The sequence below is a fragment of the Vibrio neptunius genome (assembly GCA_019339365.1).
GTDB classification, from domain to species: domain Bacteria; phylum Pseudomonadota; class Gammaproteobacteria; order Enterobacterales; family Vibrionaceae; genus Vibrio; species Vibrio neptunius.
On sequence record CP079859.1, the window covers coordinates 476,431 to 488,471 of the forward strand.

The 12,041-nt window shown below is 45.9% G+C and carries 9 protein-coding genes and 2 pseudogenes; 9 read left to right on the forward strand and 2 right to left on the reverse strand.

The annotated features are described in order from the left end of the window. Window positions 1-13: 13 nt before the first annotated feature. From KW548_02310 to tatC, 5 genes and pseudogenes are all read left to right on the forward strand, one after another. Entirely contained in the window at window positions 14-619 is a 606-nt protein-coding gene (locus KW548_02310) for an SCP2 domain-containing protein (protein ID QXX06963.1), read from the forward strand. Continuing rightward, the gene (ubiB, locus tag KW548_02315) at window positions 616-2,250 is read left to right on the forward strand and encodes a ubiquinone biosynthesis regulatory protein kinase UbiB (protein ID QXX06964.1); all 1,635 of its coding nucleotides are present in this window, start codon (window positions 616-618) and stop codon (window positions 2,248-2,250) included. Before KW548_02310 ends, ubiB begins: the two co-directional genes overlap by 4 nt. A 49-nt stretch (window positions 2,251-2,299) precedes the next feature. Next, window positions 2,300-2,535, forward strand: a pseudogene (tatA, locus tag KW548_02320) (Sec-independent protein translocase subunit TatA). A gap of 3 nt (window positions 2,536-2,538) precedes the next feature. Continuing rightward, window positions 2,539-2,967 (forward strand): Sec-independent protein translocase protein TatB, encoded by a 429-nt coding sequence (gene tatB / locus KW548_02325; protein ID QXX06965.1) that lies wholly within the window; start codon window positions 2,539-2,541, stop codon window positions 2,965-2,967. Between the two features lie 61 nt (window positions 2,968-3,028). Then, entirely contained in the window at window positions 3,029-3,781 is a 753-nt protein-coding gene (gene tatC, locus KW548_02330; protein QXX06966.1) for a twin-arginine translocase subunit TatC, read from the forward strand. A 54-nt stretch (window positions 3,782-3,835) separates the two neighbouring features. Here tatC and KW548_02335 read toward each other — a convergent pair whose 3' ends face one another. After that, window positions 3,836-4,597: a TatD family hydrolase gene (locus KW548_02335; GenBank protein ID QXX06967.1), complete on the reverse strand. Its 762-nt coding sequence runs from the start codon at window positions 4,595-4,597 to the stop codon at window positions 3,836-3,838. A gap of 148 nt (window positions 4,598-4,745) precedes the next feature. Between KW548_02335 and hemB the strand changes: the two genes are divergently transcribed. The 3 genes and pseudogenes from hemB (at window position 4,746) to polA (ending at window position 9,701) form a co-directional block, all read left to right on the forward strand. After that, window positions 4,746-5,792, forward strand: coding sequence for a porphobilinogen synthase (gene hemB, locus KW548_02340; GenBank protein ID QXX06968.1), 1,047 nt, complete (start codon window positions 4,746-4,748; stop codon window positions 5,790-5,792). Between the two features lie 60 nt (window positions 5,793-5,852). Beyond that, on the forward strand, window positions 5,853-6,287 hold the full coding sequence (locus KW548_02345; GenBank protein QXX06969.1) for a GNAT family N-acetyltransferase: 435 nt from the start codon (window positions 5,853-5,855) through the stop codon (window positions 6,285-6,287). A gap of 619 nt (window positions 6,288-6,906) precedes the next feature. After that, a pseudogene (gene polA, locus KW548_02350) lies at window positions 6,907-9,701 on the forward strand (DNA polymerase I). A gap of 748 nt (window positions 9,702-10,449) precedes the next feature. On the opposite strand, the gene yihA reads toward polA, so the two are convergent. Next, complete coding sequence (gene yihA, locus KW548_02355; protein QXX06970.1) at window positions 10,450-11,112, reverse strand: ribosome biogenesis GTP-binding protein YihA/YsxC; 663 nt, start codon at window positions 11,110-11,112, stop codon at window positions 10,450-10,452. 148 nt (window positions 11,113-11,260) lie between these two features. Between yihA and KW548_02360 the strand changes: the two genes are divergently transcribed. Continuing rightward, a complete protein-coding gene (locus KW548_02360; GenBank protein ID QXX06971.1) occupies window positions 11,261-11,878 on the forward strand; it encodes a cytochrome c4 in 618 nt (205 codons plus the stop codon). Window positions 11,879-12,041 lie beyond the last annotated feature (163 nt).

The following is a 12,041-nucleotide window of genomic DNA, read 5'->3' on the forward strand; positions in this document are numbered from 1 at the left end:
TTAAAGGATCGCTATGCCATTTGAACCTCTTGTTACTGCTGCGATTGAATCGACACTCAATACACTGATCAACGACGACCCTGAGTTGGGGCGTCGTCTTGCTCGTCTTAAAGGACAGGTGATTCAAGTTCACCTCAAAGAGCTCAATAAGACACTGACTTTTATCTTCAGCCAGCAAATTGATGTTTTGGTGAATTACGAAGGCCAGCCAGACTGCTACCTATCATTGAACCTATCGGTATTACCGGAGCTGCGTGACCAGTCCAATATCACCAAGTTGATTAAGCAAGACAAAGTGATACTGGAAGGAGATATTCAACTGGCGCAAAAATTCTCTCAACTCATGACGGATTGTAAACCGAATATTGAAGAATGGCTTTCGCGCGTCACAGGTGATGTGGTCGCGCACAATTTAGTTCAAGGCGTGTTCAACTTAGGGCAGTTTGTCAAAGCGAAAGCGGATAAGCACCAGAACCACCTTGCTCAGGTCATTACTGAAGAGTGGAAGCTGGCGCCAGCGCCGTTGGAAATTACGCATTTCTGCGATCAGGTCGACGACGTCAGAAGTCAGGCCGCTCGTGTTGAAGCTAAGTTAAATCAGCTACTGGAGCGCGCATGACTCCGGCTGAACTGAAACGACTCTACCGCATTATCAAAGTTCAGCTCGAATACGGTCTCGACGAACTGCTGCCTAATCACCAGTTAACTAAAGGCCCTCTGCTTGCTCGTAAGGCGCTGTTTTGGATTAAAAACCAACATGCTGACAAAGAGTTAGGTGAAAGGTTACGCCTTGCTCTGCAAGAACTTGGCCCGGTATGGATCAAGTTTGGTCAGATGATGTCGACCAGACGTGACCTTTTCCCTGCGCACATTGCCGATCCGCTGGCGTTGCTTCAAGACCAAGTCTCTCCCTTTGACGGTCAGCTAGCTAAAGAGCAGATCGAGCTGGCGTTAGGTGGCCCGTTGGAAAATTGGTTGACCGATTTTGATATCAAACCACTGGCTTCCGCATCGATCGCTCAAGTCCACACCGCCAAGCTCAAGTCGACTAACCAAGAAGTGGTATTAAAGGTCATCCGGCCAGATATTCGTCCGGTCATTGATGCAGATCTAAAACTGATGTACCGAATGGCGCGTATAGTCGCCAAAGCACTTCCTGAAGCACGTCGTTTGAAACCAGTTGAAGTGGTGCGTGAGTATGAAAAAACGCTCCTCGATGAGTTGGACTTACGACGAGAAGCGGCCAATGCGATTCAGCTGAGAAGAAACTTTGAAGGCAGTGATGAATTGTATGTTCCTGAAGTTATCACTGACTTTAGTAATGAAACTGTCATGGTTTCTGAGCGAATATACGGCATCCAAGTTTCTGACATAGAAGGCTTGAAGGCCAACGGCACTAATATGAAGCTATTGGCCGAGCGTGGTGTGAGTGTCTTTTTCACTCAGGTGTTCCGCGACAGCTTTTTCCATGCCGATATGCATCCGGGCAACGTTTTTGTTAACCCCGAGCACCCGGAAAATCCACAATGGATTGGTTTGGACTGTGGCATTGTTGGAACGCTGAATAGTGAAGATAAACGCTATCTGGCGGAAAACTTCCTCGCCTTCTTTAACCGTGATTACCGTCGTGTGGCTGAGTTACATGTAGAATCAGGTTGGGTTCCACGTGAAACGAACATTGATGAGTTTGAGTTCGCCATTCGCATTGTGTGTGAACCGATTTTTGCGAAGCCGTTGTGTGAAATCTCGTTCGGACATGTATTACTGAATCTGTTTAACACCGCGCGTCGTTTCAATATGGAAGTGCAGCCACAGTTGGTGCTGCTGCAGAAAACTTTATTGTATGTAGAAGGCTTGGGACGTCAGCTCTACCCACAGCTTGACTTATGGGAAACTGCGAAGCCATTCCTTGAAAAATGGATGATGAATCAAGTTGGGCCGCAGGCGGTGATTAATGCAGTTAAAGATCGCGCACCGTTTTGGGCAGAGAAGTTACCTGAATTGCCAGAGCTACTGTATGACAGTTTACGTCAGGGCAAGATGATGAATCAGCGTATGGATCAGCTTTATCAAGGCTACCGTACAACGAAACGTCAGCAGGCAACGGGGAAATTTTTATTTGGTATTGGGGCCACATTAGTCGTATGCTCGGCAATATTGGTCAACAGTGCATATGAGCAGCTATCCATGGTAAGCGCTATCGGTGGTGTCACATTTTGGTTGCTCAGTTGGCGAGCTTATCGTCAATAGACGTTAAGCTCTTAAAATAATTTGTTTAATAAGACCCGAGGTATAAAAAATGGGTGGTATTAGTATTTGGCAACTTCTGATTATTGCTGTCATTGTTATTCTTCTGTTCGGTACTAAGAAACTACGTGGTATCGGTGGTGATCTAGGTGGCGCAGTGAAGGGCTTCAAGAAAGCCATGAACGATGAAGATCCGGCGAAAAAGACGCGGATTTTGAGCCAAAAAACATTGAGCAGCAGAAAGCTGAAGCTTCTGCTGAAACCAAGAAAGACAAAGAGCAGGCGTAACACGTGTTTGATATCGGTTTCTGGGAACTGGTATTAATATCTGTCGTCGGGCTGGTGGTCCTCGGTCCAGAGCGGTTGCCTCATGCGATTCGCAGTGTGTCACGATTTATCGGCGCAGCGAAAAACATGGCAAACAGTGTGAAAGACGAGCTTTCGCATGAATTAAAGGTTCAGGAACTGCAAGAAAACTTGCGTAAAGCTGAGAAAATGGGGATGGAAGACCTATCACCAGAGCTAAAGTCTTCTGTTGAAGAACTCAAGCAAGCCGCGCAAGATGTGCAGCGCCCATATGCGAGTAAAAGCGCTCCAACGCCTACCAGCGTTGAAACTGAAATGGATAAACCGTCCATTACAGAAGCGAAACACTCCATAGACGCGGTCGAGCCACTGGATACCGAGCCAGCACCTCAGGCAGATAAAAAAGCCGAATAGTCTCGTATTAGGGGAGCTGCTGTGAGCAGCTCCTTTTCGATCTTTTAGAGTAGAGGTTTTCATGTCTTCTGTTGAGCAGACACAACCTTTGATCAGCCATCTTCTAGAGCTGCGTAATCGCCTGTTACGAGCGATTGTTGCCGTTCTAGTGGTGTTTATTGGTCTGATCTATTTCGCGAATGACATCTATGAGTTTGTCTCGTCGCCTCTCGTTGAACGCTTACCTGAAGGGGCGACAATGATTGCGACCGATGTTGCATCGCCTTTCTTCACACCACTTAAACTGACTTTAATCGCGTCAATTTTTGTGGCTGTGCCGTACATTCTTTATCAGGTCTGGGCGTTTGTTGCTCCCGGTCTATACAAGCATGAACGACGACTGATTATGCCACTGATGTTCTCCAGCTCGCTGCTGTTCTATTGTGGCGTCGCTTTCGCGTACTTCGTGGTATTCCCACTGGTGTTTGGCTTTTTCACGGCGATATCACTGGGCGGTGTAGAGTTCGCTACGGATATTTCCAGTTACCTCGACTTTGTGCTGGCGTTGTTCTTAGCCTTTGGTATTGCGTTTGAAGTGCCGGTAGCGATTATATTGTTGTGCTGGACGGGGGCGACGGATCCGAAAAGCTTAAGCGAAAAGCGCCCATACATTATCGTTGGTGCGTTTATCGTCGGCATGATGCTGACGCCGCCGGATATGATTTCGCAGACGTTGCTCGCGATCCCGATGTGCTTGTTGTTTGAGGTCGGCCTGTTCTTTGCGCGCTTCTATGTGCGTAAGAGTGACGATGAAGAACAACAAGAAGAAGCCTGATATCAGGTTATGATCTAAGAAAAAGGCTTGCCAGGTGGCAAGCCTTTTTTTGTACTACAGCTGGAATAGTTGAGTAGCGTTGGATGTGGTGATGGCATCGACTTGGTCGACACTGATGTCACGTAAATCAGCGACTCGCTGGGCAACCAAGGATGTGTATGCAGGTTCATTGCGTTTGCCACGGTGTGGCACTGGAGCTAGGTAAGGGCAGTCCGTTTCAAGGATCACATAGTCCATATCCAGCGACGGAATGACTGTATCCATCCCGCCATTTTTAAACGTCGATACCCCACCCAAGCCGAGGTGAAAGCCTAATCCATTGATCGCTTTTGCTTCGTCAATGCTGCCACCAAAACAGTGGAATACGCCAGACAACGATCCATCCTGTTCTTGCTTAAGCAGTTGGAGCGTTTCTTCAATGGAATCGCGGGTATGAATGACGACAGGTAATTGCATCTCTTTAGCCCAGTTGAGCTGGGTGACAAATGCTATTTCCTGTTCGGCTTTATAAGTCTTATCCCAGTAGAGATCGATGCCGATTTCCCCTACAGCAATGAAGTTGTGTTTCTCAAACCAATGGCGAATGACTTGCAGTGTCTGTTCAACATTGCCATCGACATAACATGGGTGAAGCCCCATCATAGAGCGACACACCTGAGGATAGGCCGCCTCGGTTTTTAGCATAGGCTCAATAGAATCTAGATCGATATTGGGCAGCAGGATTTTGTCTATTCCTTGAGCTAAGGCTCTCTCTACCACCTGATCGCGGTCATTATCAAATTCGCTAGCATAGATATGGGCGTGAGTATCGATCATGATTTGTCTCTCTAAAGCAGGATTGGCCAGAGTATACGGCAGTGTGAGCATTTGGTCATTTTTTGCATTTTTATCGCTTGCCGCTAGCGTCACCACACAAGAGTGATATTATGCAAATCAAGCACTTTCACCACACAAGGAGAACAGAGTGTCAGTTTCCATTCAAGGTCAGTTCCCTGGCCGTCGCATGCGTCGTATACGCAAGCATGACTTTAGTCGTCGCCTCATGGCTGAGAATCAATTAACCGCAAGCGATCTGATTTACCCAATGTTTATTTTGATGGGGAAAGACCGCCGCGAAACCGTTGACTCTATGCCTGGAATTGAGCGCCTGTCTATCGACCTGATGTTGGAAGAAGCACAATACTTAGCCAGACTCGGTGTGCCGGCGATTGCATTGTTCCCTGTGGTGAATCAGGACGCAAAAAGCTTGTGTGCGGCTGAAGCATACAACCCAGAGGGTTTGGTTCAGCGCGCGGTTCGTTCTTTGAAAGAGCATGTGCCAGAAATTGGCGTAATTACCGATGTGGCATTGGATCCGTTCACGACTCATGGTCAAGATGGCATCATCGATGATGAAGGTTACGTCCTGAATGATGCGACGACAGAAGTTCTGGTCAAACAGGCTTTGTCCCATGCGGAAGCGGGCGCTGATGTCGTTGCGCCGTCTGATATGATGGATGGCCGTATTGGTGCGATTCGTGAAGCGTTGGAAGAAGCAGGGCATATCAATACTCAGATCATGGCGTACTCTGCGAAATACGCGTCTTACTACTATGGGCCTTTCCGTGATGCAGTCGGTTCAGCGACGAACCTTAAAGGTGGTAACAAGAAAAACTACCAGATGGATCCGGCCAACAGTGATGAAGCGGTGCACGAGGTTGCGATGGATGTCAACGAAGGCGCGGATATGGTGATGGTCAAACCGGGTATGCCATATCTTGACGTGGTGCGCCGTGTTAAATCGGAACTGCAAGTCCCGACGTTCGCTTATCAAGTATCGGGTGAATACGCGATGCATAAGGCGGCATTCCAAAATGGTTGGCTTAAAGAGCGCGAGACGGTGATGGAATCACTGCTTTGCTTTAAGCGCGCAGGAGCCGACGGCATCCTGACTTATTTTGCTAAAGATGTCGCTGAGTGGTTGGCCGAAGAAAATGCTCAGCCTGCTCAGTTTCTAAAAGACGCTGAATAGCTCAGTTTACAAAGATGAAAAGGCTGGCTTTTGCCAGCCTTTGTTGTTTAAGGAGGACAGATGAGCGTTGAATATCGACTTGGCACACTCGAAGAGTGTGTTGAGATTGTTACGACTATCAAAGAGTTCATACACAAAGAAAGCGTAGAAAGCTTGTCCGAACGATTAGAAGGTAAGCAGCACCTTATTCAAGTGGCTGAAGAAAATGGCCAATTACTTGGGTTTAAAATTGGATATGAGATCGACGAAAACACTTTTTATAGCTGGTTTGGTGGGGTATCACCATTGGCTAGAAATAAGGGGGTAGCGCAGAAGCTGCTCGATTATCAGGAGATCTGGGTCAAAAAACACGCTTATTCTCAACTAAAGGTGAAATCTCGTAATCAATTTCCTTCCATGTTGAGACTCTTGCTTAGGAATGGCTATCTAATTGAAAAGTTTGAAGTAAAAGATCCTCTCGACGAGTCAAGAATTCATTTCGTGAAACAGTTTTAGCACTGTCATAAAAATTAAATGAGATTTTTTCTCATTTAGGGGTTGACGAGATAAATGAGAATAATTATTATTTATCTCGTCTTAGGGAATAAGAGAAGTTCACAAGGACGTCGAGTTACCAGATTCAACTTGGAGACGGTGATGACACTGAACTTAATTGAACTTGCACTAGTTCTTTTTGACACGACATTGCTCACATTGCTTCCAGTGTAATTTATAGCTTTATGGTAAAGCGCACTATTCGATTGAATAAGCTTTAACCCCTTTTTGCTAGGCGACATCGATAAGATGTCGCTTTTTTTATGTCTGAAATTCATGGCTGTATAAAAGGACACCGATGAGCTTTTCCACAGTTAAAGATCATATTCGGATCGTTATTGTGATGTCGGATCTAATTATTTATTGTTAAATTTCAATTAATTAAACTGTTTAATTGCAGTTTTGTGACTGATTTCAGTGTTGGGGTGTAAATAATATAAACAGAGTTATCCACAGGCTGGGGTGCGGTTCAGAGGATTATTCGTCAAATGTGTGAGTAGTGCAGGCAGAGTTAAAATGGATCCACTGAAAGAGTCATGGCATCCTAGGCAGATCTTTTTTCTTTGGATGCTTAAAGACTATGGCTCGTATTCCTGACAACCCGTTGATTTTGATTGACGGATCTTCTTATCTTTACCGCGCATTTCATGCTTATCCGGGCACTATGAGCAATGGTGATATCCCAACTAATGCGGTTTATGGCGTTGTGAATATGTTGCGCAGTATGATGCGCCAGTTCGCGTCTGAGCGCATAGCTGTGGTGTTTGATGCAAAGGGAAAACATTCCGTGATGAGATGTACCCGGAATACAAAGCCAACCGTCCGCCAATGCCTGATGATCTCCGCTGTCAGATTGAACCTCTGCACAATGTGATTCGTGCAATGGGTCTGCCTTTAATCTGTGTACCAGGTGTGGAGGCTGATGATGTCATTGGTACATTAGCTTACCAAGCATCACAAGCTGGGATGCCAGTGTTGATCAGTACTGGCGATAAAGATATGGCGCAGTTGGTGGATGACAACGTGACTCTGATCAACACCATGACCAATGTGGTGATGGATCGAGAAGGCGTGATTGAAAAATTTGGTATCCCACCAGAGCTGATTATCGACTATCTCGCCTTGATGGGCGACAAAGTTGATAACATCCCAGGTGTGCCGGGTGTCGGTGATAAGACCGCAACCGCGTTACTGCAAGGTATCGGTAGCTTGAAAACGCTGTATGACAACCTTGATGATATCGCACCGCTTGGGTTCCGTGGTTCGAAGACCATGGCGAAAAAGCTGGTCGATAACAAAGAAGAAGCGTTTCTTTCTTACGAGCTCGCCACGATTAAGTTGGATGTTGAGCTGGATGAAACACCAGATTCACTGCTCAAGGCCGAACCGAATACTGACGAACTGATCAAACTCTATGGCCAGTTAGTCTTCAAATCCTGGCTCAATGAATTACTTGAAGGTGGTACGGGTGTTGTCTTGGCAGATGAAAAGTCCGGTGCAGCGTCGGGGGCAGGAGCCTCTGCGACAGCCAGCGAGATCGACACCTCTGCAGTGACCATTGATCGCAGTCAGTACGAAACCATTCTTGACCAACAGGCATTCAACACTTGGTTAGATAAACTCAAAGCGGCGGACGTTTTTGCGTTTGATACCGAAACCGACAACCTCGATTACATGGTCGCTAATCTGGTTGGTGTGTCGTTTGCGACAGAAGAAGGCATTGCTGCATACGTACCTGTGGCACATGATTACCTTGATGCCCCGCAACAGCTTGAACGTGACTGGGTTTTGGAACAATTGAAGCCGATTCTTGAAGACGATGCTCAGGCGAAAGTGGGACAGAACCTAAAGTACGATGCGTCGGTATTGGCTCGTTATGGCATTGAGATGAAAGGCATTAAGCATGACACCATGTTGGCGTCTTATGTATACAACAGTGTCGGTGGTAAGCATGACATGGACAGTCTAGCATTGCGCTTCCTACAGCATAGCTGTATTTCTTTTGAGCAGATAGCGGGTAAAGGCAAAAAGCAGCTTACGTTCAATCAGATTGAATTGGAGCAAGCCTCACCATACGCAGCGGAAGATGCTGATGTGACGCTTCGTTTACACAATCGCCTATTAGCCAACATTGAACAAGACGAAAAACTGAAAACCATCTATGAAGAGGTCGAAGTCCCTTTGGTTCCTGTGCTATCACGTATTGAGCGCACTGGTGTTCTGATTGACGACATGAAGTTAGCAGCTCAGTCTCAGGAAATTGCACAGCGTTTAGACGAGCTAGAGCAGAAAGCTTATGAGATTGCTGAGCAAGAGTTCAATATGAACTCTCCGAAACAGCTACAAGCACTGTTATTCGAAAAAATGGGTCTGCCAGTCATTAAGAAGACGCCGTCTGGCACGCCTTCAACCAATGAAGAGGTTCTACAAGAGCTGGCATTAGATTACCCGTTACCTAAGGTAATTTTGGAGTACCGTGGCCTGGCTAAGCTTAAGTCAACCTACACCGACAAACTGCCTAAGATGATTAACTCTGAGACAGGGCGTGTACATACTTCTTATCATCAGGCTGTTACCGCGACAGGCCGTTTATCATCGACTGATCCTAACTTACAGAACATCCCGATTCGTAATGAAGAAGGTCGTCGTATTCGTCAGGCGTTTGTTGCTCCACATGGTTACAAGATCATGGCGGTCGATTACTCCCAGATTGAATTGCGTATTATGGCGCACCTTTCAGGAGATAAGGCACTGTTAGACGCTTTCCAGCAAGGAAAAGACATTCACGCTGCCACAGCTGCAGAAATTATGGGTACGACTATCGACCAAGTGAGCTCAGAGCAACGTCGTCGTGCTAAAGCCGTTAACTTTGGCCTGATTTATGGCATGAGTGCATTTGGTTTGGCCAAACAGTTGGGCATTCCACGTGGCGAAGCACAGCAATACATGGATACCTACTTTGAGCGCTACCCAGGTGTGATGCAATACATGGAAGACACACGTAGCGCCGCCGCTGAACAAGGTTATGTCGAAACCATCTTTGGCCGCCGTTTGCATCTTCCGGAAATAAAATCACGTAATGGTATGCGTCGCAAAGCGGCAGAGCGTGCCGCGATCAACGCACCAATGCAAGGCACAGCGGCAGACATCATTAAGAAAGCTATGTTGCTGGTTGACACATGGATTGAAAACCAAGGTCAGGGGCGAGTGAAGCTGTTAATGCAAGTACACGATGAACTGGTTTTTGAAGTTCAAGAGTCAGCTTTAGCCGAAATTGAAAGTAAAGTACAAGAATTGATGGAGTCAGCGGCTCAGCTTGATGTACCTTTGATAGCCGAATCTGGTCATGGGGACAACTGGGATCAAGCGCACTAGCCAGAAAATAGCGTAAATTCGCCGAATTACATGAGCCAGCGCCCAATCGCTGGCTTTTTTTTGAGTCTAAATAAGCCAATGTTGATAGGTGGATGATGTAGTTTAATAAAATTTTAATGAAAAAAAATTACAAAAATAGTTTCCATTTCTGACCAATTGTTGTACATTAATCTGCGTAGGGTACAGAGGTAAGATGTTCTATCTTTCAGACCTTTTGTTTCACGTTATTGGATTAGGCTGATTCAGCCGCCCCAGTCAGTATTTGACTGGGGCGTTTTTTATTGTACAAAATAAAAAACTCATATATTTCAAAAGTTTCCTGCCGCCCCCTATGTCATTCCTCTTGTTCAGCGTCTATCACCAGATCACATCTACTTAATCGTGAGTATTGAGAGTATTTGGTAACTCAGGCCAATTTTGTAATAAAACTTCAGTCACACTTTTATTTTTTCAACTAGAAAACCAAGCCTTAACTTGTGCACATGGTTTGGTGGTTCTGGTTTGATTTATTATATTTATCATAATGTTAGTGATAATGGGTGTGGTGAGGGAGCAAGGGAGAAGAGAAAAAACAAGCGTTGCATTGTTTGCAGCTTTGAACAATTCTACTGGGATAATTATAACGACCTTTTATTTCTCTCCCGTTACCCCACCAAGTGGTGGGGATTTTTATTTTGTACGTTCCTTGTCGTGCTGACACAAAAAAGCCCCACTGAAACAGTGAGGCTCGTGTTACTCAAAAGTGTGATTATTCTTGTTCGTCGCTTTGCTGGTCTTCAATAATCTCATCCGTTAACTGTTGTGCGACGGCAGGGGCAAACCACTCATCGAGTTTGTTACGTAGTACGTCAACGCCAAGACCTTTCAAAGAAGAAAACGCTGCGACACTAACGTCGCCACCAAAGCCGACCGCGTCGTTTTTAATCTTCAGTACCTGAGCTTTGCGCGCTCCGCTTTTGAGTTTATCGGCCTTAGTCAACAGCACTTGCACTGGGATGCCGCTGTCTACAGCCCAGAAAATCAGTTGTTGATCTAGGTCTTTCATTGGATGGCGGATATCCATCAGTACCACCAGCCCTTTTAATGATTGACGCTTTTGTAAATACTCTCCTAATGACTTCTGCCATTTCTTTTTCATCTCCAGTGGAACTTGGGCGAACCCGTATCCTGGTAGATCGACGATGTGGCAACCTTCAGTGACTTTAAATAGGTTGATCAATTGAGTTCGGCCTGGTGTCTTACTGGTTTTTGCTAAACTCTTTTGGTTGGTAAGTCGGTTAAGAGAACTCGATTTGCCCGCGTTGGAGCGTCCCGCGAACGCAACTTCGATACCTTCATCTTCAGGCATGTGACGAATATCAGGTGCGCTGGTGATGAAATGGGTGTTTTGATAATGAATTTTTACGCTCACTGTTAACTCCATCTCGACTTTGTGTAGTCGATTGATTACTTTTATGTGAAATTGTGTAAAATAACCGTGCTCGGCATAAGGTCGCCTATTGTACCATGAGTGGCAACTCGGAGTGGTACTGGAAGCTTGATAATTATAATGGAATGTCATGAAGAAATTAGCGCTAATCTTGAGTCTTTTAGCCAGCTGCTCTGTATGGGCCCAAGGCAGTATCGAAGCTGGTAAAGCAAAATCCCAAACTTGTGTTGCTTGTCATGGTGCTGATGGCAACAGCCAACTCGCAATGTACCCTAAACTAGCAGGTCAGCATGCTAAGTATATTGAGAAACAGCTGAAAGACTTCAAACTGGGTATGACCAGTGGTGGTCAGCAGGGTCGTGTGGATCCAGTCATGGGCGGTATGGCGATGCCACTGTCTGAGCAGGATATGAAAGATCTTGCGGCTTACTATACCTCTCTACCAATTTCTCACAACACGACGCCTGAAAACGTGGTGGAGCAAGGCAAAACCCTATATACAGCGGGTGATGCAAAACGTGGTCTGACGGCATGTATTGCATGTCATGGCCCTCGCGGTAACGGTACTGAGCTTTCAGGTTTCCCTAAAATTTCAGGTCAGCATGCTGACTACATTAAAGCTCAGCTAGTAAAATTCCGTGATGGTTCTCGTGCTAATGATATGAATGGCATGATGCAAGATATCGCGAAGAAACTGACAGACGAAGACATCGATACTTTGTCTAAATATGTTGGCGGCCTACACTAAGCCCTATTAAATACTGCCCGAGCAATGTTGTATTGAATGAGCCCAGACGAAAGTCTGGGCTTTTTCGTATGACACACGTCACATCGGTTTTTTCCTTGTGTGGCTCCATCTTTCCCGAGTTTTTGTGAGAGATCGGCTATGCTATCTTGTGCTCATTTCTTTA

Bases quoted from the DNA above. Each gene is read 5' to 3' on its own strand.
- KW548_02335 (QXX06967.1), bottom strand. From the start codon at position 4,597: ATGATCGATACTCACGCCCATATCTATGCTAGCGAATTTGATAATGAC.
- KW548_02310 (QXX06963.1), top strand. From the start codon at position 14: ATGCCATTTGAACCTCTTGTTACTGCTGCGATTGAATCGACACTCAAT.
- KW548_02360 (QXX06971.1), top strand. From the start codon at position 11,261: ATGAAGAAATTAGCGCTAATCTTGAGTCTTTTAGCCAGCTGCTCTGTA.
- tatC (QXX06966.1), top strand. From the start codon at position 3,029: ATGTCTTCTGTTGAGCAGACACAACCTTTGATCAGCCATCTTCTAGAG.
- ubiB (QXX06964.1), top strand. From the start codon at position 616: ATGACTCCGGCTGAACTGAAACGACTCTACCGCATTATCAAAGTTCAG.
- KW548_02345 (QXX06969.1), top strand. From the start codon at position 5,853: ATGAGCGTTGAATATCGACTTGGCACACTCGAAGAGTGTGTTGAGATT.